The organism is Nocardia sp. NPDC051911 (assembly GCF_040681035.1).
Classification (GTDB): domain Bacteria; phylum Actinomycetota; class Actinomycetes; order Mycobacteriales; family Mycobacteriaceae; genus Nocardia; species Nocardia sichangensis.
Genome location: NZ_JBFAXY010000051.1, coordinates 1 through 23,864, shown reverse-complemented (window position 1 = coordinate 23,864; position 23,864 = coordinate 1). Strand labels below are relative to the sequence as shown.

Here is a 23,864-nt window from a genome sequence, read left to right as displayed (position 1 = left end):
ATCGGGACGGCGACGCGGCCACCGCTCACCTTTCCGCGATCGGGTAGACGGGTCCCGTGATCAACCGAGAGTTCTCAGCAGTTCGTCCGCCACTCCTGCGGAGGAAGCCGGATTCTGGCCGGTGATCAGCGTGCGGTCCACCACCACATTCGGCGCCCACGGATCGGCCTCCCGGAAGTCGGCGCCGATCTCGACGAGCCGGTCCTGCAACAACCATCGGGCCTTGTCCGCGAAGCCCGCTTGGGCCTCTTCGGCATTGGTGAACCCGGTCAAGGCATAGCCCGCGAACAGGTTCGCGCCATCTTCACCCTTGGCGGCGAGCAGAGCCGCGGGCGCATGGCACACGACCGCCAGCGGCTTGCCGGAGGTCAGGATGGTGGCGAGCAGCCGACCGGAGTCGGCGTCGACCGCGAGATCTTCCATCGGCCCGTGCCCGCCGGGGTAGAACACCGCCGCGTAGTCGGCGAGGTCCACCTTCGCCAGGTCGACGGGGTTGTTCAGCTCGGCGCTCGTGGCGATCACCCGCGCTCGATGGTCTGCGGTCTCCTGACCGTCGTTGGCCTCGGGCGCGAGGCTGCCTTTGTCCACGCTCGGTACGACGCCGCCGGGCGTGGCCACCACGATCTCGTGTCCCGCCCCTTTCAGCCTTTCGAAGGGCACCACGAATTCCTCGGCCCAGAAGCCGGTCGGGTGCTTCGTCCCGTCGGCCAGCGTCCAGTGGTCGACTCCGGTCATCACGAAAAGGATCTTCGACATGGTGTGTTGTCTCCGTCGTCCGGAACCCGCTCGGTCGGGGTTCGCGTCATCGAGTCCCGTCGCGCTGGTCCACGTGGCACCTGGAGGTATCGATCCCACGCGTCTGGATCGTCAGCGACGACACTGTCGACGCTAGCCTTCGGCAACCATGGAATACCAATAAGAAGACCGATTTCAGACATCGGTTTCTCAATGGATCTTCGCAGACGACTTCGATTCGCGGCCGTTCCCGTTTCACTTTTTCCTTGGGCCGGGCGATGCGCAGTCACGAGCCGGTCACCGGTCGGTCACGCAGCACCGCCCCTCCCGCCTGACCTGGACTTGTTTACGCGCCATACTGGACCGGTGACGGAGATAGGTCAGTGCGAGCAGGAGACTGCACGCAAGATGCTCGGTGGTTGCCCCGATATCGGCAGCTTTAGTTTCTGGTTCGCCGACCAGCGGTGGGAATGGTCGGACGACGCCGCCACGATTTACGGGTACGCACCGGGAGAAGCCGAGCCGTCCACCGAACTTCTGCAACGCCACCTGCACCCCGACGACCGCGAGCGCGTCGCCCAGACGCTCGCCGAGGCCATCGAGACCGCGTCGCCGTTCTGCACGCGTCACCGGATCATCGACACCGAGAACGAGACGCACGACGTGATCGTCATCGGCGACCAGCTGTTCGACGAGCAGGGCGCCGTGGTGGGTTCCTCCGGTTACCTCATCGATGTCACCGAGACGCTCGAAGACAACCGGCAGGAAGCCCTCGACGACCTGCTGCCGGACGTGATCGACGCGCGCGCGGTGATCGAACAGGCCAAGGGCGTCGTGATGTTCGTCTACGGCGTCAACGCCGATCAGGCGTTCCGGGTGCTGCGCTGGCGCTCGCAGGAGACCAACATCAAGATCCGCGCGCTGGCCGAGCAGCTCGTCGCCGACGTCGTCGCGATGGGTGGTGCGCTGGTTCAGCAGCGCACCCGCTTCGATCATCTCCTGCTGACCCTGCACCGACGGGTCACGTCCACGGATTCCGTCGCGGACTGACCGACCGGTGTGCGGGGTCCGGTCGCTGCCGAACGGATCATCGGCCACCGCTCCCGTGTGGGTGGATTGGGCCGTGCCCATTGCCAACAAGACAGATCTGTCTCTATCTTTTAACGAGACAGATCTGTCTCTTTAAGCACGGCGGATGGGAGTCCTTCATGGCTACGGAATCGACGGCAGAGGACCTGCTCGGGCGCGGAGCGGGCGCATGATCATCGGAGCCGCGGAGGAGACGCCTGCCACGATGCTGGCCGCCCATCACATCGAATTCGGCGCGCCGCTCGCCGTGGGCGAACTGCCCCGGCCGGTTCCGCTCCCCGGGGAGGTACGGATCAAGGTCGCGGCGACCAGCGTCAACCCCGTCGACATGCACACCGGTCGCGGGAACGGCTACGTCCAGTCGATGACACTTCCGCTCATCCCGGGCTGGGACGTGGCGGGAACCGTCGATGCGGTCGGGTACGGCGTGGCGCGGCACCGAGTCGGCGACCCGGTCTTCGGCTTGGCCCGGTTCCCCCATCCGGCCGGGGCTTACGCGGAGTACGTGACGGCGCCCGCACACCACGTGGTGCGCGCTCCGGCAGGCCTCACCATGGTGGAGGCGGCCGCGCTGCCGTTGTGCGGGCTGACCGCCTGGCAGATGCTCCGAGCGGCGAAGGTGGAGCGGGGCAAGCGTGTCCTGATCGACGGCGCCTCCGGCGGTGTCGGACACCTCGCCGTGCAGATCGCTCGCGCGCTCGATGCGGAAGTGATCGCGCTCGCTCGGCCCGAGCACCACTCGCTGGTCACCTCATGGGGCGCCGACGACTGCGTGGACTATCGGGACGCCGCGGCGGTGGCCGCCATCGACATGGCCGACGCCTTGTGCGATGTCGTAGGCGGCGATCTGGCCCTACGGCTGTTCGACCGGATCGCCCCGGGCGGCTGCGCTGCGCTCGCCTTGGGTTGGGCAGTCCCGGACTACCGGGCTGAGGCTGATGCGCGTGGGATCGACGCGGTGTCCTGCTTGGTCGACCCGGATCCCGTAGGCCTGAGAGTCTTATCCGAACTCGCGGAAGCCGGTTCCTTGCGCGTGCACATCGGAGCGACCTTCGGCCTCGCGGAGGCGAGTCGGGCACAGCAGTGGGTGACCAGCCGATCCGGCATCGGCAAGGCCGTCATCGTGATGCCGGACTCAGCGGAATGACCACCCAGCGAACCGGGACGCCGGCAGCCCCGCCCCGGCAACAGGGCACCGCCGGTTCACGCGCCCCCCGGCTGCGTGGGCCGGCGCTTCGAGAAGCGGTGCTCGACATCGCCTGTCAACTCTTCTACGACAACGGTGTGCATGCCGTCGGTGTGGATGAGGTCGTGCGCCGCGCCGGCATCGCCAAAGCCAGCCTCTACCGGTGGTTCCCCACCAAAGACGCGCTCATCCTCGCGGTTCTCGACCGAATCGACCAGCAACTGTGGGCACGGTGGGACGAGGTGGCGAAGCAGTTCGCCGACGATGCCGAGGCAGAGCTGCGGACCCAGATCACGTGGATGACCGACATGGCGGCATCACCTGGATACCGAGGCTGCGCCTTCGTCAACACGGCGGCCGAATTCTCCGAGAGCCATGACGAGATCCGTGACCGCTGCCTCCAGCACGAGCGGGAACTGGGCATGCGCCTTCGCAGGCTTGGTCGACGCCTTGCCGTGCCCGACCCCGATTCCTTCGCCGACCAGCTCCAGTTGGGGATCGTCGGCACATTCACCACCTCGGGCCTGTTCTCCAACGCGGGCCCCGGGCGGCGACTCCCCGCGCTCCTCGACGCGATACTGGCGGCGAATCTCGGTCGCTGAGTGCAGCGCCACTGTGGGCAAGGCTGCTGAGCGACCGCACCGCGGCGGACCGAATGCCGGATCATCGCCGTCGGGCCCGCTGGGCTGCCTCGCGATCGGTGATGATCTGCTTGCGGCGCTGCGTCATCGCTTCGGCGGGTGAGCCGGCGCCGACGATCGCCTCGAACACCGCGCGTGCGTCCTCGAGCGCGTCACGTGCGCCGACTCCGGCGGCCGGAGTGATGGCGTGGTCGGCGTCACCGATCAGGAGCACCGAATCCTGAGGCGCGCGCGCTCCGTCCAGGGGAACGTCGCGGGCGTTGCTGACGTGCAACAGTTCCGTGTGCGACAGTAAATCCGACACCAGCGCCTCGATGGAAGGCGTTGCGGCCAAGATGGTTTCGGCCCATTCACCGGTCGGCCGCATCCCGATATCGTCGCGGGAAGCGGGGAGGGGTTCGCGCGGGATCCGCACGAACCACAGAGCCGCCGGATCCTCTGGGCGCCAGATGTGCCCGAAAGTACTGCCGGCACTGCCGTCTTCGGCGACCTCGGCGAAGAAGTGCAGGACCGCGGGTGCGGTGGCCGGCGGGGAATCCAATGGCGTGCCGGTCATCCCGTACAGCACGACGTCACCGGCGTAGACCGGGATGCGGCCGGGTTCCAGGCCCGCGCGGACCACGGAGTCGATACCGTCGGCGCCGACCACCAGTCCCTCGGCGGCGACGACGTCCGCGCCGCGCCGGATCTCGTGGCCGTCGTCACCCGAGGTCACCTCGGTGATCGGCTCGCCGTAGCGCAGCTCCGCGCCGGAGCCGGCGACGAACTCCGACAACACACCCATGAGGTTGCGGCGCAACCAGAAGCGATGACCGCGACTGGGCATTTCGCTGCGCCGACCGCGACTGTCTTCATAGTCGAGCCCCGCCAGCGGATACGAAACCGCGTGCAGCGCCGAACGATCGACGCCCATCGCCTCCATCGCGTCGTGCCCGCGCCCATCGATGAACAGAAACGCCCCGGCTCCGGGACCGGGGCGCTGCTGCTCGTAGACCGTTACCTGACGACCTTTCCGCGCGAGACCACCGGCCAGGCAACTACCCGCGATCCCACCACCGATAACACTGACCATGTAACTGCGATCTCCTAGCGTTGTCGTGCCGACGGCCACCCGCTGGGAGGGGCACTCATCCAGATTGCCATGCTCGGCCGAACCTTCCCCGAGGACTGATCGACCGAGCGCGGGATGGCGCCTCCGCAGAGCACGTCTCACCATGGTAGAGCGGGCCACCCAGTCCAAAAGCTCTTCGTGGCAACAGAATCCGAGTGGGCACGGGTCGACACATGCGCTCCCCCATCGCATCGACGGTGCTCAGCTCGGTGGAATTCGCTTCAGGCTGCCGACACTGAGCGATCCACTCGCCCCGGTGCGCAGTGTCGCCTCCGCCGCGCGGACATAGCCGAGAGGGTCTTTGTCTACGGGCTCGACGCCGGCGTAATTGCTCGCTTCGTAGGCGGCGAAGGCGACGGCGAGTTGGTGGCGGCGCGCCAACCCGGCCAGGCGGCGGAAGTCGGTGAGCCCCTCACGTTCTTCCTCGGCCATGTGGTCGCTGTTGGCCAGGTTCGCCGCAGCTACGGCCGCGTACCAATCGTCGGTGCCGACCTGGTGTCGCGCTACTTCGGCGACCGCGTCCCTGATCTCGTTGTGGTCGTGGATGGCGTCGAGTGTCTCGTCCTCCGTCCCGCTCGCGCGCCGGGCCGCGATCCCTGCCTGGAGCAGCTCGGGATAGAAGATCTCCTCCTCGGCCTGCGCGTGCAGCTCGAGGAAGGCCGCCAGTCTGTCCCAGATCGCGGACAGCGCGGCGGTTTCCCCGCGATCGATCTGCTCCAGGATCGCGAACAGCCGCCGCTGCTCGTGATGGTCATCGAGAATCAGCTCGGTAATGTCCACATTTCCTCCCTGACGCCGCGTTCGAGTAAGCATTGGACTCGACGACCGACTGCCGCGCGGGCAGCCGGAACGTCCATGGGAACCTGACGACAACGTACTACCGAGCCGCGGCCCGACGCTCACATTCCGCCGCGGAACCCGCATGGATACCCGATCGCGAGCATCAACGACAAAGTGCCTCGCCGTGAAACGGCTGACCGAACCTCGGGAGCGACAGCGTTACGACCGATCCTCCGTTTCCGCGTGGTAGGTGTGGGTAGCTCGGTGGTGGTGAGGTTCGCTCGGCTCGGTGGGAGGAACGGTGTCTCGTTCGCTGATGAAGGTGATTTCCGCGGCCGCGCTGGTGTGCGGCCCGGTTTCCGTCGGAGCCGGTGCGGCGGCCGGTGTACCGCAGTTGCCGTTGCCGCCGATCGGCGGTGGATCGGGGATCGTGATCGATGACCGGGCCGAGTGCACGCTCACCGCCATCGGCTACGACGCGGCCGGCAGGCTGGTCGGTTTGACGGCGGGGCATTGCGGCGAGCCCGGGGCGCAGGTGGCGTCGGTGACCTATCCCAGCTATGGGGTGCTGGGGCGGTTCGTCTACGCCGATCACGAACTGGACTACGCGATCATCCAATTCGATGACACGCGGGTCGCTCCAGCCCGCGACGTCGGTGGTTTCGCCATCGACGGCCTCGGCGCACCCGCGCGATTTCCCGACGTGGTGTGCAAGAAGGGCCGCACGACCGGCCGAACCTGCGGTGTCGCCTGGGGCGACATGATGGGCCGCGGCAGCGACACCTGGACCCAAATGTGTGTGCTCAAGGGCGATTCCGGCGCGCCGGTGGTGATCGGTTCGACCCTGGTCGGCATGGTCAACGCCTACTGGGGCATGGGGTGTCTCGGGCCCGAGGTGGGAACCGACATCAACGCCATCCTCGCCGACATCGACTCCCGCGACGACGTCGGCGCCGGATTCCGTCCCATCTGATCCCAGCAGTGTGACCAGCACGCGGGTCGAGCGAACTTCGGCATCGCAGTAGCGACCCGAATACAGCGTTTCTCCCGCCTCCGGTTCCGGAATATCGGTCGAACAGCTGACATTCAGATGCGGTGCGCATGCTCTACATTCGGGTCGGTGTCGAATCGACCGATCGTGAAGGCTACCGCCGACGCCCGGTCGAACGGGTGCGTCCACGGTCTGGGGTTGGAAATGGGTCAGTGTGTGCAACGAATCTTGGGTGCTGTCGTCCTGGCCGCCGCGGTCGTGATCGCCGGTTGCGCCACATCCGACGATTCGCCGGGTCCGGCAACCAGATCGGCGGCCGCCGCGACAACGACCGCAACCGCCAGAACCCCCGGCGCACCGGCGTCGAGCGCCGCGCCGCCACCGGAGACGGTGCCACTCCTGCAAGGCGACAACCGCATGCGCGGTCCGGGGACGGTGTTCTCGGGCTGCACTCCCGATGCCGGTGACAAATTCACCCGCGGCGGCCAGGTGTTCGATCCGCTGACCGGCACGAACAAGCCGATCCCCCAACCGATTCTCAAAGCGCCCGAGCAACTCGTCAACCACTTCTGCACGGTGATGGGTACGCCTCGAAATGTGCGCGTCGTGTACATAGTCTCGGTTCGCACACCTGCTTCGGGTCTGGATGCCGAAAAGTACTCGACCAGGATCGAAGCGTTCGGAGTGAACGATCGAGCACCTGTCGCTCAGGCGCCTTGGCCCGCAGACCTCGCACTCGACAAGTTCTCGGTGCTGGCCCCGACAGAATACGGTTTCATCGTCCGAGTTCGTTCGCGCGTCGTCGGATTCGACCTCGATACGCTCGCCGTTGCCTGGCAGCTCGACGAAGGCCAGCTCTACAGCGACCGCTACAACGGTCGGAGTCTCGCAAGGGAGTTGGGGACGCAGAGCGGCCAGAGAATCGTATTCAACAGCGCGAAGGACGGCTCCGAGATCGCGCGGTTCGATGGCATCGGCCTCGCGGGCGGAACGGCCATCGATTCACCGCATACGACAGCGGACAACGGCTTTTTCGTCGCACAGGCCGGTCGGCCCGACTACCACCTCTTCTACTTCGATTCGGCTGCCGCCGCGCTCGTCGGACCGATCGCGCCCTTCGCGCAGTCGTTCCAACGCAGCGGAAACCTATTGCTCGCGTATGGGCGGGGAGGCAGCGACAGCGCCTATCTGAACGTCTACGACATGAACAAGAAGACGTTCGTCGTCCAGAAGTCAGGTAACGACGCCGCCGGCCTCGGGTTCCAGCACGTCTACCTCGCCGGCAAGTATCTCTACATCCAAAACGCCGATGACAGCCCCGTCATAGACCTCACGACACTGAACAAAGTCGCGAGCGGATGGCATCAGCGCCCGATGGATGTCATCGGCGACTGGATCCTGGTGATCTCGGGCAAAGTCTCGAACAACTATGCGACCTGCTTCGACACCCGCGGTGAATTCATCTGCTACGAGACCGGAGTCCTGTACCACAGCCCGAATGGTTCTTATCCGGGTAAGTGGTATTAGCCGTTCGGCCAGGGGATCGGTCAATCGGCCGACGGAGGCTGCGCGGCCGACGGCCCTTCGGTCAGGGCGGCCAGGATCGCCGAAGTGTCGTGATAGTAGGGCCGGAATTCGGTGATCAGGCCGTCTCGAAAGCTGATCCATTGCAGCAGTGAGGTTTCCAGTATCCGTCCGGTGCGCCGCGCACGTAGACGACCCCGGCTGTAGACCACGACGCTGGCCTCGTCGTCGAGGAAATGCTGCTCGTCGAACCACAAGCCGTCCCAGCTCTCTCGCATCGCGGCGAGGAATCTCCGGAATCCGTCGTGTCCATGCCAATCGCCGCCATAGGGCAGGCTCGACGCCTGGCGCATGACCACATCCGGCGCCAGATGCCGGGCCATTTCCTCGAACCCGGACCCGTCGGTCAGATACGCCGCCTCCGACGCGTAGAAGGCCCTCAGGGTGCTCATCACATCAGCTGTCATGCGCACGATCCTCGTCACCGCCACCCCGCCCGCGCTGGCGGGAATCAGCCATCGCGCTAGATGGGGGTCGGTTGTGTTACCTCTCCCCCACTGTCTCTTGTCATAGGAGTGACGGCCGTGGTTCCCGGCAGCTAGGTCGAAATCATCCTGTGGGTCGCACGAGGTCGCTTCCCGACAGCCGGTAGCGGCGCGGCGCCCGGTCCGCTCATGACTCCTCGGACCCGAGCGAGCGCCTGGCCTTCGTCCGCCACGACGCGTTCGGGGCCCCCTCCCCACGAATCGTCCGCCGGACGTCAGTCGATGGATGCGGACGCCTCGTCGCGAAGGGCGGCGATCGTGGCGCGCAGTGATTCCGCGGTGGGCGTCGGCTCGATGCCGAAGGCCGCGGTCGCGGCCGAGGAGTCGATCATGAACGGACGATCGAACTGATACCGCAGTTCGCGCATCTCGCGGGCGTTGGGATCGAAGAGCCCTCCGACCCAGAGCACCGCGGCGGGCATCCGGCTCACCCGCGCGGGCGGCGCGTCCGCGACCGTCGCCGCGAGCCCGGCGAGTTCGCGAAGGGACATCGGCGGCGCGGTGGGCGTGTGCCAAGCGCGGCCCCAAGCGTTTTCGTCGTGGGCGACCGCGACGAGAGTACGTGCGGTGTCGGTGACGTCGGTCCAGCTGTGCGCGGCGTCCGGATCGGCGGGGAACAGCACCCGGCGGCCGGCCAGCACGGCGGGCAGCGCCGCGACGGTGAACGCCGACGTCGCTCCGGCGCCGAGGTAGTCCGATCCGCGTACTTCGGCGGTGCGGACGCGGCCCGCTTCGTGCGCCGCCAGCGCCTCGGTCCAGAGCTCCGCGCGCACGCGCCCTTTCACGCTGTTGGGACGCAGCGGGTGCTGTTCGCTGATCGGACCGTCGACCTGACCGTAGCCGTAGAGGTTTCCGACGCTCAGCAGCGCGGCGCCGGTAGCCTCCGCCGCCTGCAACACGGCGGCGGCCAGGGGCGGAAAATCGCTCGCCCAGCGGTGATACGGAGGCTGCGCGCACTGGAAGATCACCTCCGCGCCCGCACAATGCCCGATCAATGCCGCCGAGTCGGTAGCGTCGGCGGCGACGCGCTCGATCAGCGGATGATCCGGGCCGACGCCGCGCCGGGTTATCACGCGCACCTGGGCGCCGCGTGCGGCGAGCAACGCGGCGGTGGTCGCGCCCACCGGGCCGGCTCCGATGACAACGTGCAGAACCATGGCAATCCATCCTGTCGGGCGTTCCGTTTAGAGAACAGTGTTCTCAATGCGGCTTCACCGTAAGTCAGAACAATGCGTGAAGTCAAGAGCACTGTTCACCGAACCAACATATGTTCTGTTATCGGTTGCTTGTTCTCTACACTGGGGAGATGTCCGCCCGATCCCTACGCGCCCGCATCCGCTCCGAGATGACCGAGGAGATCAAAGAGGTCGCGCGCAGACGGTTGGCCGTGGACGGCGCGAACCTGTCCTTACGCGGGGTCGCACGGGATATGGACATCGTTCCGTCCGCGCTCTACCGCTACTTCCCGAGCCGGGACGACCTGTTGACCGCCTTGATTCTCGACGCCTACCGCGCCCTGGCCGCCGAAGCCGAAACCGCCGACGCGAAGGTTCCCGCCGCCGATCTACGCGGCCGGTGGCTGGCGGTGTGCTCGGCGGTGCGAGACTGGGCGCTGGCCCATCCGGCCGAATACGGACTGCTCTACGGCAGCCCGGTACCCGGATACTTCGCACCCGAGGACACCGTGGCCCCCGCCACGGCCGTTGTCTTCCGGCTGGTCGCCATCGCGCAGGAGGGGGCGGGAAAACTGACACCGCCACCGCTTCCGGCCCCGCTGCCCGCGCCCGTCCGCACCGACCTGCGCCGACTCATCGAGCAGAAGCCGCCCGCTGACATGCCCGAAGACGTGCTCGACCGGGTCTTTGTCGGCTGGACCCAGCTGTTCGGCCTGATCAGCTTCGAGATCTTCGGCCGCCTGAACGGAACCATCGACGCCCGCGACGAATACTTCGGTCACCACATGAACGTGATGGCCGACCTGGTCGGCCTGCCGTAACCCGGCCTCCGGCGGTCTCCTCGCCGCCTTCTTCGCAGCCCGGCCTCGATCCGGTCCGACCAGTTCATCTGTACGACGACATGGCGGCGTGTCCGCACCGGCGTGCGGGTAGCGCACGCCGGGCGGCGCTACGGTACACAGCACCGAGATTCTCCGCGTTCCATTCGACCGAACACGACTCATTCGTGGAGGAACATTGCCGAGCTCGTTCACTCGCAGGGGATTTCTGTCCAGTGCGGCCACTTCGGCCACGGCCGCGGCCGCCGTCACGACCGGAGCCGCGCCGGGCAAGGCCCGAGCGGACACCGATCCGGACAAGCCGAACATCCTGGTGATCATCGTGGACGAGATGCGGACACCCGTGTGGTTCCCCGACCAGCAGACACTGGACGCCGTGCTGCCGAACATCGCACGGATCCGCCGGGGCAGCGTGTCGTTCGAGAATCACTACACGGCGGCCAACGACTGCACACCCGCCCGGGGTTGCCTGCTGACCGGCCTCTACGCGCAGCAGACCGGGGTCATGGTCGTGTCGGAGTCGACGTTGTCGCCGCTGTTCCCGACGTGGGGGTCCATGCTGCGCGACCACGGTTACGACACCACCTACTGGGGCAAGTGGCATCTCGGCAGCTACCCGGATCGCACACCGGGCGCGCTCGAAGCCTACGGATTCCACGGCGGCACCTATCCCTCACCCAACGGCGCGCCGGGTCAAGGGCTGCAAATGGATCCGAAGATCGTCGACCAATTCGTCGACTGGTTCCACAACGATTCCGGCAATGCGCCCTGGTGCACGACGGTGTCGCTGGTCAACCCGCACGACATCCAATGGTGGCCGCGCTGGACCCGTCGCGACCAGTTCAACGCCGACATCCCACGCTGGATGAACGAGCTGCCGCCCAATTTCGAGTCGCTCGAACAACTTTCGCGCAAACCGCGCCTGCAGATGGCGCTGGTGGAGGTCTCGGCGGTGGCGTTCGGAGCGGCGCCCTACGGAACGCCGGAAGCCATGCAGGCCTGGATCGAGATGCGCAATCTGTATCTGTGGGCGCAGCAGCAGGTCGATATCCAGATCGGCCGCGTGCTGGACACCTTGCAGTCGCGTCCGGACGTCGCCGCCAACACCGTCGTCGTCTTCACCTCCGACCACGGGGACTACGCGGGCTCCCACGGCCTGCACGGCAAAGGCGGCGCCGCCTACGACGAGGCGCTGCGCGTCCCGCTCTACGTCCACGATCCGCGCGGCCACTTGAGCCCGGTGAACGGGACGAGCACCAGGGACCAGCTCACTTCCAGTGTCGATTTCACTCCCCTGCTGCTCACCATCGGCACCGGCGGCGACGAATGGCGCGGCGACGGACGCTACGAACATCTCAGCGGGCGTCTCGACATCGCCGCGCTGTGCCGCAACCCGGGAGCCGCGGGCAGGCCATGGGTCGCCCATACCACCGACGAGGCTTCGATCGAGGAAGCCGCGATGCTGTTCGATCAGAACGCCCCGGGCCACGTCGCGATGGTGCGCACCCCGGACGCGAAATTCGCCTCCTATTCCCATTGGGTGCACGGCCGGATCCAGATCGACCCGGCGGCCGCACAGGAATTCGAGCTCTACGACTACAGCACCGACGGCGGCAGGCTCGAGCTCGACAACCAAGCCGCCACCGGGAATCCGTTGCGCGGCGAGATGGAGTCGCTGCTGGACAACGTCATTCGCACCGAGATCCAGCAACCGCTGCCGCCGTATCTGCGGGCCGCGCAGGACGAAGGCATCGGCGACTACCTCTCGGCGCAGACGAACGTGTTGATCCAAGCCGAACGCATCGGCAACGCCTTGCTCGATGCCGTGCCGAAGCCGTCCTAGCTCCTACAGCAAGCCCCGCACGCCCAGGTCGCTGACGTATTTCTCGATCAGCTCCCGGGAGATCTGCGGAATATCCTGATCGGCGCCGATTTTCGCGGCTCGGACGGCAGCACGGAATTTCTCCGCGGGCAATGCCGAGCCACGAACGGCCGGGGCCGGTCGTCGATAGGCGTGCAACAACGGCAGCACGGAGGCCTGGCGCTGAGCTTCCGGCAACGCCCGCAGGGAGGTCTCGAATCGGGTGACCCACTCGCCGTAATCGGCGATCCGCTCGATGCGATGGCCCGCCTCGATCAGCCAGTCGACGAACTCGTCGAGCGAGTGGCCGTCGTCGTGCGGGTTGAGCACGTCGAAACTGTGGAAACCCGTCCCCGCCGTCGCGCCGAGAATGGTGATCGCCTCGGCGGTGAAATCGGCGGGCAGGCCGTCGTAGTGGGCGCGCGAGCGTTGGCCGTTCGCGTCGGTGCGGTAGAAGGAGAACGGCGCGATCCCCGTGACGAGCAGGCTCAGCAGCAGCCGGGTGAAGATGTCGGGCACGTTGAGCTGACCGGTGTAACGCCGGTCGGCGAGGATCATGTCCGACCGGAACACCGCCACCGGAAGCCCGCACAGGTCATTGGCCTCGCGCAGCAGCACCTCGCCTGCCCACTTGCTGTTGCCGTAGCCGTTGGCGTAACTGTCGTCCACCGCGCGCATCGCGCTGAGCTCGCGGATGTCGCCGTCCTCGGCGAAGACGGCCGGGTCGATCTGCGTGGCCACGGCGACCGTGGACAGATAGGTGAACGGCTTGAGCCGCGTGGTCAGGGCGAGACGGATCAACTCGGCGGTGCCGACCACGTTGGGGCCGAACAGTTGCCGATACGGCAGCACGTGGTTGACCAGTGCGGCGGGATGCACGATCACGTCGACCTGTTCGGCCAGCCGTTGCCAGGTCCGATCGTCGAGCCCCAGGTTCGGATCACCGATGTCGCCGGGGATCACCTCCAGATGCGCGGCGGCCAGATCCTGGAACTCCTGGACCAGGCCGGAATCTCCGGTGTCGAAGGCGCTGTCGAGTCGCTTGCGCGCCGCGGCGGCGTCGGAACCCCGGACCAGGCAGACCAGCGTGCCTCCGCTGTCGTGCATCCGCCGCAGCCATTCCAGGCACAGGAAACGGCCGAGGTAGCCGTTCGCGCCGGTCAGCAGCACCGTCCGCACGGTTGCGGAGGGGCGCGCCAGATTCGGCGCCTCGGCGAGTGTGCGGGCGTCGAGGAACTTGTCGAGGGTCAGATCGGCGGCGCGGACCTGCGACTCGGCGCCATGCACAGAGGAGTAGGTGGCGCCCCGCGTACCCGAGGCGCGCTCGGCCGCGATGTAAGCCGCCACCTCGCGCAACCCGTTGGCCGGGCTGGTCACCATCGACACCGGCACCTCGACCTCGAAGATCTCGTGCAGCAGATTCGACAGCGACAACGCCGAGAGCGAATCGCCGCCGAGATCGCTGAAGTGCGCGTCGGGGCGCAGATCGGCGTCCGCGCAGCCCAGTACGGCCTTCGCCGCGCGGCTCACCGTCTCCAGCACGGGCAGGTGATCCGCGGTGCGGCGCAGGTCGAGCAGTTCGTTCGCCTGCCCGGCGGCCTGTTCGGCGTAGAGCTCCTGCAAACGCGGCTCGTAGTGTTCTTTGAGCTTGGGCCGCAACAGCTTTCCGATGCCGCTCAGCAATCCGTTGGCGGTGGTGAACGGTTCCGGCTCGATCAGGAACTCGCGCGGGACCTCGTAGGACTGCAGCTCGGCGTCCTTGGCCAGCTGTCGCAACGAATCGCTCAGCGCCGTCCTCATCTTCTCCGGATCTCCCCAGGCCAGCACGTCCTCAGTGGGCACGATCACGGCGAGCAGATAGGCACGTTCGCTGCTGCCGTACACGAAGATCTGCCGGATCAGCGGACTGGTCGCATAGACCGACTCCAGACGCGAGACCGCGACGAATTCGCCCTGGGAGAGTTTCAGCACGTTGTTGCGCCGATCGACGTACACCAGGTGATCCGGGCCGAGTTCGGCGACGATGTCGCCGGTTTTGTAGAAGCCGTCGGAGTCGAAGACCTCGGCCGTGACCTCGGGCCGCTTGTAGTACCCGGAGATCAGGGTGCTGCTCTTCAACAGCAGCTCGCCGCGCGGATGCGGCTTGTCGGTCCGGAAGTAGCCCAGCTCGGGGACGTCGACGAGTTTGTAGTCCAGTACCGGCGGCCGCTGCACCCGTTCGTCGATGACGACCACGCCGCCCGCCTCGGTGGATCCGTAGCCGTCGTGCAACTCCAGATCGAGCACCGACTCGACGAACGATTTCATCTCGGCCGACACCGGGGCGCTCCCGCAGATCGCCATGACCAGCCGTCCACCCAGGAAGTGTTCGCGCAGTTCGGTTTTCACCTCCGCTTCCAGCGCGACGCGGTCCACACCGGGTCCGTAGCGCCGGTCCACCTCGCTCTGGTAGCGCTGGAAGACCATGTCGCACACGCGCGGAACGAAGAACAGCTCGGTCGGCCGGGCCAGCGCGATGTCGTCGAACAGCGTCGACATATCGCTCTCGGCCGCGAAGTACGCGGTGCCGCCGCGCGCCAGCACGCCGGTCAGCGACCCGCGACCGGCCACATGGCTCATCGGCATGTAGTTGAAGTTGATCGCGGCGACGTCGGGCCGGTTCACCCATCCCCTGGCGACCAGCCGCTGGCTGTACATCGCGCCTTTCGGGGTTCCGGTACTGCCCGAGGTGTAGATCAGCAGCGCCAGCGGGTCCTCGCCGGGCTCCGCGACGAACAGCGGCGCCGGCGGCAGCGTCCGGCCTCGCGCCAGCACCTCGTCGAGCGATTCGACGCGCACCGCGCTGCCCGCGTCGGCCAGCCGCGCGCGGGCGGCGTCGAACGCCGCCCGCTGGTCGTCGTCTTCCGGGTGGTAGTCGAAGACGACCAGCCGTTGTGGCCCGGACTCCGACAGCGCGCACGTCACCGCGGCGTCGAGCAGTTCCGGTGTCGCCGCCAGCACCCACGGCTCGGTCTCCGCCACGATCGCGGCGAGCTGGGCGACCGGGGCGCTGGATTGCATGGGTACCGCGACCAGGCCGAGGTGGACGCAGGCCAGGTCGAGCGTGGTGTAGTCACTGCTGGTGAAGCCCAGGATGCCCACGAAGTCGCCTGCCCGCAGCGGTGTGTCCGCGTCACCGTGCCATGCGGCGGCGACCGCGCGCACGCGCTCCCACAGCTCGCCGTAGGTGATGGTGTCGAACCGCGGCAGCAGCGTCAGCGTGGTGCGTCCGGTCTCGTCGGTGCGCAGCTCGGTCGCGCGCTGGGCGACGGCGGGCCGGTCGGCGTAGCCGACCATCACCGTCTCGACGATCTGAGCGAGCCCCGCTCCGGGGTCGCGAATCTTCTCGGCGACGTCCGCACGCGGTGTGGCGTTGCGGATGTCGTCGTATTCGGCATATAGCCGGGTGATGCGGCGCATGAGCCGCTCCCCGCGTGTTTCGGGTGCCACGACGACCTCCTTCGGTCCTTGAACGCGCCTTCCTAAACACGTTAGCTCGACTAAGTACTTTGGTCAGACAATAGCCGCCGCGCACGTCTGTGACACTGGACACGGTGCCGGGAAGGTCCGGAAACTACTCGGTATTGCGTTGTGCCGCACACTCAGCCTGGTGCTGCCGGTACCAGTGTTATCGGGCTCCTGTTACCGGTGCCCGCCGCACCGCATGCTCGGTGCATGACACAGACCATATCGCCGGGGCCCGCGGCGACGACGGCCGCCGCGGCCGCACCGGCCGTGCTGGGAGCGCGGCGTTCGCTTGCCCTCCTCGCCGTCATTCTCACCGGGCAGTTCATGGCGGTGCTCGATGCCTCCATCGTCAACGTCGCCATTCCCTCCATCCGCAATTCCCTGCACACCAGCGGCGCGGCGCTGCAGCTGATCGTCGCCGGGTACGTCATCGCCTACGCCGTCCTGCTGGTCACGGGGGCGCGCCTCGGCGACCGATTCACCCAGCGCCGCGCGTTCATCGCCGGACTCGCGCTGTTCACCCTCTCCTCACTGGCCTGTGGTCTGGCCTGGAACGAGGCATCGCTGATCGTCTTCCGGTTCGCCCAGGGCGTCGGCGCGGCGGCCATGGTGCCGCAGATCATGACGCTCATCCAGCGCACCTTCACCGGCGATGCCCGCGCGCGGGCGCTGAGCGTCTACTCGGCCATCATCTCCGGCGGCATGGTCGCCGGACAGGTCCTCGGCGGGCTGATCGTCAACGCCGATCTCTTCGGCAGCAGCTGGCGCGGCGTGTTCCTGGTGAACGTGCCGATCGGCCTCGTATTGCTCGCGGCGGCGCCGCGCATCCTGCCGCCCTCGGCCCAGCGGCTCGAGCGCAAGCTCGATCTGCCGGGACTGGCCACGCTCACCGCGTCGGTGCTGCTGCTGGTGTTGCCGCTCGTCCTGGGGCGGGAGCTGGATTGGCCGTTGTGGTCGTGGATCGCCCTGACCGCCAGCGTGCTCGGCTTCGCCTCGTTCGTGGCGATCGAGCGGGTCGTCGCCACCCGTGGCGGCGAGCCCCTGTTCGCGCGGGCGGTACTCACCGCGCCCGGCCTCGTGCCCGCCGCGGTCGCGCTGTTCGTGACCATGGCGACCTTCGGCGGCTGGATGTTCGTCATGGCGATCCACCTACAGAGCACGCTGGGCTACAGCGCGCTGCACGCGGGTCTGCTGTTCGTCCCCCTCGGCGTGACCTTCGCCGTCGCCAGCCTGAACTGGGAACGCGTCCCGGCCCGGTTCCATCCGGCGATGATCCCGCTCGGCCTGGTCGTCGGGGCGGTGAGCATGGTCGCCCTCGGCGTGCTGCTACGTGACGGCGGCGGCGTCGGACCGCTCGCGCTGACCCTGCTCGGCCTGTGCGGCGCGGGCAACGGTATCGCCTTCAGTCCGCTCATGACCCGCACGCTGGCCAAGGTCCCGATGAGCCTGGCGGCCGACGCGAGCGGCATCCTGGTGACCAACGTGCAACTCGGCATCGTGGTCGGGATCGCAGGGTTCGGATCGCTGTTCCTGGGCCTGGCGGGCAGCACGGTGAGCAGTGCGGCCCACGCGCTCGGCGGCACGGCGGTCGCCGAAGGTGTCACGGTCCTGCTCGCGGCGGCTTTCGCGGCCCGCGCGGCGCGGTAGGCCCTGCCCTCCGTTCGACAATCTTCGAATCATCGCGACGCAAACCATCGCCATCGACCACCCACCGCGCGCATGCTCGCAACGGGTGCGCCGCCGGTGGCCCGAGCCGGATCGCGCCCGGCTCGGGCCACCGATCGTCGCGTCGTGGTTCGCGGGATGAAAGAAGGTGCGGGATGGGCGTTTTCGCGCTCGGTATAGAGCTCGACGGGGAGGGCTTCCGCCCCGAGGCGTGGCGGCGGGCGGCACACGCGCCGGACCGTCTGCTCAGCCCGGAGACCGTGCGCAGGCGGGTGGCCGCCGCGGAGAACGCCGGGTTCACCCTGGCCACGTTCGCCGACTCCATCCTGCCGGGGCACGAGATTCCCGGCCGCATCGACGCGGTGACGCGGGCGGCCTTCGTCGCGGCGACGACCAGCACGATCGGCCTGGTTCCCACCGTGGCCAGCACCTACGCCGAACCGTTCCACACGGCATCGCAGGTGGCGTCGCTGGACTACGCCTCGCGGGGGCGGGCGGGCTGGATCGCCGAGCGCGCCGACGATTCACGCGCCGCCGCCACCTGGGGACGTCGACCGGTGTCGGAAGACGCCGATCTGGCCCGCGAGCAACGGGATTCGATCGAGGTGGCCCGTCGCCTGTGGGACTCGTGGGAAGACGACGCGGTGATCCGCGACTACGCCAGCGGCCGATTCCTGGACCGGAACAAGCTGCACTACATCGACTTCCAGGGCGAGACCTTCTCGGTGAAGGGACCCGCGATCGTGCCGCGGCCGCCACAGGGTCAGCCCGTGGTGTTCGGCACCGAAGGCGAGGTCGATGTCCGGCTCGTCGCCGCCGATTCCGTCGCGGCGGCCGTGGCGGCGGACTCCGGCGGGGCCGCGCTCGCCTTCGCCGAAGTCGAAGTGACCTTGGACGTTCCCGGCACGCGCGCAGCACAGCGATTCGGCGAATCCTCCGGTTCGCCGGGCCGCCTGGCGTTCTCCGGATCGGCCGGGGAATTGACCGATCTGCTGACCGAACTCAGCGCGCACCTGGACGGTGTGCGGCTGCACCTCGCCGTGATCGACGAGGATCTGCCCGTGCTCGCGCGCGAGGTCGTCCCCGCGCTGTTGCGCACCGGCGTCGCGCACCGCCCGATCCCCGGCTCGACCTTGCGCGCCAACCTCGGGTTGAACCGCCCCGCCAACCGCTACGCGACCACTCGCTGATCGTCAGGAGATCGTTTCCGTGACCGACTTCCCGCGTCCCGACGCCCAAGTCCATTTCGGCGTCTTCTTCCAGGGCGTGAACCACACCACCATCTGGTCCGACCCGTCCAGCGGCTCGCAGATCGACTTCGAAACCTTCCGCCGGGTCGCGCAGACCGCCGAGCGCGGCTTGTTCGACGCGTTCTTCCTCGGTGAGGGCCTGCGCCTGCGCGAGCAGGACGGCGCGATCCTGGAACTGGACATCGCGGGCCGCCCCGACGCGATCACCCAGCTCGCCGCGCTGGCGGGCGTCACCCGCCACATCGGCCTGGTGGCCACTCAAAACACCACCTACAACGAGCCCGCCGACCTGGCGCGCAAACTCGGCGGCCTGGACCTGCTGTCCGGTGGCCGGGCGGGCTGGAACGCGGTCACCACGGACAACGCCTGGACCGGCGCGAACTTCCGGCGCGGCGGGTTCCTGGACCACGCGCTGCGTTACGAGCGCGCCGGGGAGTTCGTCGCCACGGTGCGGGCGATCTGGGACGCCTGGGACGACGGCGCGATCGCGACCTCGCAGCAGAGCCCGTCGTGGGCGCGTGCCGAGGCGATCCATCCGGTGGTGCGGACCGGCCCGCACTTCGACGTGACGATCACCCCCACGCTGCCGCGCAGCGCGCAAGGGCATCCGGTGATCTTCCAGGCGGGTGATTCACCCACCGGCCGCGATTTCGCCGCTGCGCACGCCGATGTCATCTTCTCCAGGCACGGAACGCATTTCGACGACGCGCTGGCTTTCGCGAACGACATCCGTACACGCCTGCGCGCGGCGGGCCGCCCCGAGGACGACATCCGGATCCTGCCCGGCACGCAGATCATCCTCGCGGAGAAGGAATCCGAGGTCGAGGAGAAAGTGCGCTGGGTGAAGAGCGGCCAGTACACCGGCCAGACCGCGCTGTCGCTGGCCGGCCAGATCTGGGGCCGCGACCTGTCCGGCCTCGACCCCGACGGCCCTCTGCCCGTGGATGATCCGCAGCCCCGCCCGATCTCGGAGACCCGAGGCGCACCGCGTTCCGGACAGGACCCGATCGCCGTCGCCCGCGAATGGCGGGCCAGGGCAGAGGCGGAAAACCTCTCCCTGCGCGAAGTCGTGATCGCCTCCACCGAACGTTCCGGCTTCGCGGGCACCCCCACCCAGGTCGCGGACGAACTGGCCCGCTGGGTCCGCCACGGCGCGACCGACGGCTTCAACATCTCCCCTTACCTGGTCCCGACCGGCCTCGACGAAATCGTGAACTGGCTCGTTCCCGAACTCCAAGACCGCGGCGTCTACCGCACGGAATACACCGGAACCACCCTCCGCGCCCACCTCGGCCTACGCGAACCCCTCACCCGCCGCTCCTGATCGCACGACAGCCGAACTGTCGTCCCAACTGTGCGACGGCTCGGCACTCACTCCGCACGCCTGTGCCTGGTGGCCGCGCGACGGATCGCGACCGAAGTTGTGGAGTGGCACACCATCGAGAGTTCTACTCGCGATTCGCCGCAGCGATGCGCCATTCGTGAAGGGATACGACCGGAGCCGCCGTCCTGGATGGACGGCGGCTCCGGTTTCACGTTCGGTCAGAGCACGGATTCGATGGCGGCGACCAATTCTGGTGCGTCGGGGGTGGTCCGGGGGCGGAAGCGGCCCGCTACCTTGCCGTCGCGGTCGATGAGGAACTTCTCGAAGTTCCACTGGATGTCGCCGGCGTTGCCTTCGGCGTCGGGGGTGTCGGCCAGGGTCTGGTAGAGGGGGTGGCGCTGGTCGCCGTTGACGTCGGTCTTCTCCAGCAAGGGGAAGTCGACGCCGTAGGTGGTGGAACAGAACTGCTGGATCTCCTCCGCGGTGCCGGGCTCCTGGCCCATGAACTGGTTGCACGGCACGCCGACCACGCTGAAACCGCGCGGGCCGTAGGACTCGTGCAGTTCGACCAGGCCGGAGTACTGCGGTGTCAGCCCGCATTTCGAGGCCACGTTCACCAGCAGCACGGCGCGGTCGCCGACCAAGTCGGCCAAGGTCGTCGACTCGCCGGACAGCGTGCGTAGCGGGACTTCTCGAAGGCTCATAGGTATCCGTTCTCGATTCCGTAGATCCGCCCCGACGGCCACGCTACCGGATCACCGGGTTTCCGACCGCCGCGGGCGCATCGGCCTACGAGCTTTCAGCGCAACCTGGTCCGGCGCATCAGCCGCAGCGACATCAAGGTCATCTTCAGCTGCTTGTCGTAAGGCTGACCGGCCCGCGCGGCGAGCACCTGCTTCTTGAGCACGCCGACGTTCACCGTATCGGTGTACTTCAACAGGCCCTGGTCACCGTGCCGGGTGCCGACTCCGGACTGCTTCACTCCACCCGACGGCGTGCCTTTGGCGGCGTAGGTCGCGACGAAGCCGTCGTTGATGTTGATGTTGCCCGCTTGCAGCTGTGCGGCGATCCGCTCGCCGTGTGCCGCATCCCGGGTCCACACGCTGGCGTTGAGACCGTAGTCGGTCGCGTTGGCCAGGCGCACCGCTTCCTGCTCGTCGTCGAACGGGTACACGGTGACGACCGGGCCGAAGGTCTCCAGCGTCGCGTGGGTCATCTCGGGTGTCACGCCGGTCAGCACGGTGGCCTCGTAGAAAGCGGGACCGACATCCGGGCGCGCTTGCCCGCCGACGTGCACGGTGGCGCCTTTGGCCCGAGCGTCGTCGACGTGCGCGGCGACCCGTTCCAGATGCTGCGGGGAGACCAGCGAACCGAACTCCGGCGTGTAGTCGTAGGCCCCGCCGATCTTTCCGTTCAATTCCGCCGCCGCGGCCACCAACCGGTGCAGGAATTCCTCGTGGAGGGACCGGTGCACGTAGATCCGTTCGATGTGCATGCACGCCTGCCCCGAGTTGGCGAACGCGGCGAACACCGCGCCGGGAACCACCTCGTCCAGGTTCGCGTCGGCGAGCACGATCATCGGGTTCTTGCCGCCCAGTTCCAGGCTGCATCCGATGAGGTTGCGACCGGCCTGCTCGCCGACGATCCGGCCGGTGGCGGTCGAGCCGGTGAACATGACGAAGTCGACGTTGTCGATCAGGGTCGGCCCGATGTCGGGCCCTTCGCCGCACACCACCTGGACCAGGCCGCGGGGCAGCCCGGCGCGGTGCAGCAGTTCGACGCCGAAGAGCACGCACAGCGCGGTCTTGTTGTCCGGCTTCAGGACTACGCCGTTGCCTGCCATCAGCGCGGGCATGGCGTCGGACAGGGCGATGGCGAAGGGGAAGTTCCACGGCGCGATCACGGCGACGAGGCCTTTGGGCCGGTGCTGCTCGATCGAGGAGGTGATCAGCGGCATCGCGCCGCCGCGCCGCTTCGGCCGCAGCACCCGGCGCGCGGTCTTGAGGTAATGGCTGATCACCATGGGCACGTCGCAGGATTCCTCGACTGCCATGCGACGGGTCTTGCCGCACCCGATCTGGATGAGGTCGGCGATGGTCTCCACCTCGCCGAGGATCAACTCGTGCAGCCGCTCGAACACCCGAAGCCGCTGGCGCAGCGGCAGTGCGGCCCACTCCGTCTGCGCCGCCCGGGCGGCGGCGCACGCCGTCAGCACGTCCTGCGGGGACGACTGCGGAAGCGCACCGACCGGCGCGCCGGTGTAGACCTCGGTCATCTCATATGGCGCCGCGCCACTGTCGGCGGCGACCAGGCCGGTCAGCCGGGCGAGCAGTTCCCCGGTGATCCTGGCGGGCAAGGTGCTCTCGGCCTTGTCGGTGTGTGCTGTGCTCATCGGATCTTCTCCATGACGTCGGGCATCGCCGCAGGTGCCGGGCCGGACCGCGCGACTGAATTAGAACACGTTCCGATTTTGGATTCATCGTATTCGCCCGGCCGCGCCCTGCCTACCTGCCGCGAGGGACGAATTCCGCTCATTCGTCCGTGGCGATCGACAGCGCTTGGGTCGGGCAGTATCGGACCGCGCGCTGTACGTCGTCGCGGGCCCGCGGGTCCGCGGCGGCGTCGAGGATCTCGACTTTGCCGCGTTTGGGGACGTGGAACGCTTCCGGCGCCTCGTCCTGGCACACGGCATGCCCCTGACACAGATCCAGATCGGCGAGCACTCGCATCGTGACTCCTTACTGTTCGTTCGGTCCCGCGCCGTCCGGGAGGGGACGTATCGGCGCCTCGGGTTGCACTTCGACCAGCACCAAGTGCGAGCCGCGCGGGGTGGATACCACCGCGACCACCGCGGCGGCCAAGTCGCTCGCGCGCAACATGTACGGATGCCTGGCGAACCCCCACGCTTTCCAGTCCTCCAGCACCGGGCCGACGATCTCGGGCGTGGAGTCCATGCCCATGCCGGTCAAGGTCGGTCCGGGGCGCACCTGGGACAGGCGGACGCCGCTACCCTCGAGCTCCATACGCATCTGCGCGGCCATCGCTTCCAGTCCCGCCTTGGCCGCGCTGTAGGCGCCTGTGCGCGGACGCGGCTCGGAGGCGCAATCCGAACTGATCAATACGATGTCGCCGCGCTGCCTGCGCAGCATGCCGGGCAGCACCCGGTGCACGAGACGCTGCGCGCCGACCAGATGGACCTGTACCTGGCGCACGAATCGTTCCGGATCCATCGCGTACGCCTGCCCGAACTCGATGTCGCCCGCACTGGAGACCAGGATCTCGGTAGGGCCGAGCGCTTCTTCGGCGGCACGCACGAATTCCTCCACCGAATCCGGCTCGGTGACGTCCAACCGATGGGCGAACGCCGCACCGCCGTTGGCCCGGATCTTGTCCGCCAGTTCGGCGCACTGCTCGACGCGACGCGCGCCGAGCGCGACCGGGTGGCCCAGTTCGGCCAGGGCGACGGCGGTGGCCGCGCCGATTCCGGAGGAGGCGCCGGCGACGAGCGCGGGCCTGCGCTCCGGATGGGGTGCGAATCTCGGCATTATCGGGTCTCCACGGTGATGGGTAGGTGCGCGAAGCCACGCACATTGGACGAATGAACCCGGGCGATCCCGGATTCGAGGACGTCGTAGGACCGC

20 protein-coding genes and 1 pseudogene are annotated in these 23,864 nt (G+C 67.8%); 10 read left to right on the top strand and 11 right to left on the bottom strand.

What is annotated here, in order from left to right:
• Positions 1–60: 60 nt before the first annotated feature.
• Complete coding sequence (locus tag AB0L97_RS36270; RefSeq protein WP_364438913.1) at positions 61–756, bottom strand: type 1 glutamine amidotransferase domain-containing protein; 696 nt, start codon at positions 754–756, stop codon at positions 61–63.
• A 345-nt stretch (positions 757–1,101) separates the two neighbouring features.
• Between AB0L97_RS36270 and AB0L97_RS36265 the strand changes: the two genes are divergently transcribed.
• The 3 genes from AB0L97_RS36265 (at position 1,102) to AB0L97_RS36255 (ending at position 3,612) form a co-directional block, all read left to right on the top strand.
• Positions 1,102–1,785, top strand: a complete 684-nt coding sequence (locus AB0L97_RS36265; RefSeq protein WP_364438910.1) for a PAS and ANTAR domain-containing protein — start codon at positions 1,102–1,104, stop codon at positions 1,783–1,785.
• Between the two features lie 208 nt (positions 1,786–1,993).
• Entirely contained in the window at positions 1,994–2,971 is a 978-nt protein-coding gene (locus tag AB0L97_RS36260; RefSeq protein WP_364438907.1) for an NADP-dependent oxidoreductase, read from the top strand.
• Positions 2,968–3,612, top strand: a complete 645-nt coding sequence (locus AB0L97_RS36255) for a TetR/AcrR family transcriptional regulator (protein WP_364438904.1) — start codon at positions 2,968–2,970, stop codon at positions 3,610–3,612. Before AB0L97_RS36260 ends, AB0L97_RS36255 begins: the two co-directional genes overlap by 4 nt.
• 61 nt (positions 3,613–3,673) lie before the next feature.
• On the opposite strand, the gene AB0L97_RS36250 is transcribed toward AB0L97_RS36255, so the two are convergent.
• Positions 3,674–4,723 carry an FAD-dependent monooxygenase gene (locus AB0L97_RS36250; protein WP_364438901.1) on the bottom strand — a complete coding sequence of 350 codons (1,050 nt, stop codon included), beginning with the start codon at positions 4,721–4,723 and terminating at the stop codon, positions 3,674–3,676.
• Between the two features lie 240 nt (positions 4,724–4,963).
• Entirely contained in the window at positions 4,964–5,542 is a 579-nt protein-coding gene (locus tag AB0L97_RS36245; RefSeq protein WP_355075075.1) for a hemerythrin domain-containing protein, read from the bottom strand.
• 316 nt (positions 5,543–5,858) lie between these two features.
• Between AB0L97_RS36245 and AB0L97_RS36240 the strand changes: the two genes are divergently transcribed.
• Positions 5,859–6,515, top strand: coding sequence for a serine protease (locus AB0L97_RS36240; RefSeq protein WP_364438897.1), 657 nt, complete (start codon positions 5,859–5,861; stop codon positions 6,513–6,515).
• 246 nt (positions 6,516–6,761) lie between these two features.
• Positions 6,762–8,060: a hypothetical protein gene (locus AB0L97_RS36235; RefSeq protein ID WP_364438894.1), complete on the top strand. Its 1,299-nt coding sequence runs from the start codon at positions 6,762–6,764 to the stop codon at positions 8,058–8,060.
• A 20-nt stretch (positions 8,061–8,080) separates the two neighbouring features.
• On the opposite strand, the gene AB0L97_RS36230 is transcribed toward AB0L97_RS36235, so the two are convergent.
• Positions 8,081–8,524: a nuclear transport factor 2 family protein gene (locus AB0L97_RS36230; protein ID WP_364438892.1), complete on the bottom strand. Its 444-nt coding sequence runs from the start codon at positions 8,522–8,524 to the stop codon at positions 8,081–8,083.
• A gap of 293 nt (positions 8,525–8,817) precedes the next feature.
• Positions 8,818–9,759 carry an NAD-dependent epimerase/dehydratase family protein gene (locus AB0L97_RS36225; protein ID WP_364438889.1) on the bottom strand — a complete coding sequence of 314 codons (942 nt, stop codon included), beginning with the start codon at positions 9,757–9,759 and terminating at the stop codon, positions 8,818–8,820.
• 149 nt (positions 9,760–9,908) lie between these two features.
• On the opposite strand from AB0L97_RS36225, the gene AB0L97_RS36220 reads away from it, so the two are divergent.
• Both AB0L97_RS36220 and AB0L97_RS36215 read left to right on the top strand, forming a co-directional pair.
• Positions 9,909–10,598: a TetR/AcrR family transcriptional regulator gene (locus AB0L97_RS36220; RefSeq protein ID WP_364438886.1), complete on the top strand. Its 690-nt coding sequence runs from the start codon at positions 9,909–9,911 to the stop codon at positions 10,596–10,598.
• A gap of 196 nt (positions 10,599–10,794) precedes the next feature.
• On the top strand, positions 10,795–12,459 hold the full coding sequence (locus tag AB0L97_RS36215; RefSeq protein ID WP_364438883.1) for a sulfatase-like hydrolase/transferase: 1,665 nt from the start codon (positions 10,795–10,797) through the stop codon (positions 12,457–12,459).
• A gap of 3 nt (positions 12,460–12,462) precedes the next feature.
• Here the strand turns inward: AB0L97_RS36215 and car are convergent, their stop codons facing one another.
• Positions 12,463–15,936: a carboxylic acid reductase gene (gene car / locus AB0L97_RS36210; RefSeq protein ID WP_364438938.1), complete on the bottom strand. Its 3,474-nt coding sequence runs from the start codon at positions 15,934–15,936 to the stop codon at positions 12,463–12,465.
• A 255-nt stretch (positions 15,937–16,191) separates the two neighbouring features.
• Between car and AB0L97_RS36205 the strand changes: the two genes are divergently transcribed.
• From AB0L97_RS36205 to AB0L97_RS36195, 3 genes are all read left to right on the top strand, one after another.
• Positions 16,192–17,631, top strand: a complete 1,440-nt coding sequence (locus AB0L97_RS36205) for an MFS transporter (protein ID WP_364438880.1) — start codon at positions 16,192–16,194, stop codon at positions 17,629–17,631.
• Positions 17,632–17,804: 173 nt separating this feature from the next.
• The gene (locus AB0L97_RS36200) at positions 17,805–18,839 is read left to right on the top strand and encodes an LLM class flavin-dependent oxidoreductase (protein WP_364438877.1); all 1,035 of its coding nucleotides are present in this window, start codon (positions 17,805–17,807) and stop codon (positions 18,837–18,839) included.
• Between the two features lie 19 nt (positions 18,840–18,858).
• The gene (locus AB0L97_RS36195) at positions 18,859–20,223 is read left to right on the top strand and encodes an NtaA/DmoA family FMN-dependent monooxygenase (protein WP_364438874.1); all 1,365 of its coding nucleotides are present in this window, start codon (positions 18,859–18,861) and stop codon (positions 20,221–20,223) included.
• 218 nt (positions 20,224–20,441) lie between these two features.
• Here AB0L97_RS36195 and AB0L97_RS36190 read toward each other — a convergent pair whose 3' ends face one another.
• The 5 genes and pseudogenes from AB0L97_RS36190 to AB0L97_RS36170 all read right to left on the bottom strand — a co-directional run.
• On the bottom strand, positions 20,442–20,927 hold the full coding sequence (locus AB0L97_RS36190; protein ID WP_355075053.1) for a glutathione peroxidase: 486 nt from the start codon (positions 20,925–20,927) through the stop codon (positions 20,442–20,444).
• Positions 20,928–21,022: 95 nt separating this feature from the next.
• The gene (locus tag AB0L97_RS36185; protein ID WP_364438870.1) at positions 21,023–22,615 is read right to left on the bottom strand and encodes a succinic semialdehyde dehydrogenase; all 1,593 of its coding nucleotides are present in this window, start codon (positions 22,613–22,615) and stop codon (positions 21,023–21,025) included.
• Between the two features lie 139 nt (positions 22,616–22,754).
• Complete coding sequence (locus tag AB0L97_RS36180) at positions 22,755–22,952, bottom strand: ferredoxin (protein WP_355075050.1); 198 nt, start codon at positions 22,950–22,952, stop codon at positions 22,755–22,757.
• A 9-nt stretch (positions 22,953–22,961) separates the two neighbouring features.
• A complete protein-coding gene (locus tag AB0L97_RS36175) occupies positions 22,962–23,768 on the bottom strand; it encodes an SDR family oxidoreductase (protein WP_364438866.1) in 807 nt (268 codons plus the stop codon).
• Positions 23,768–23,864 (bottom strand): annotated as a pseudogene (locus tag AB0L97_RS36170) (cytochrome P450); the annotation flags it as partial. The pseudogene AB0L97_RS36170 and the gene AB0L97_RS36175, both read right to left, overlap by 1 nt.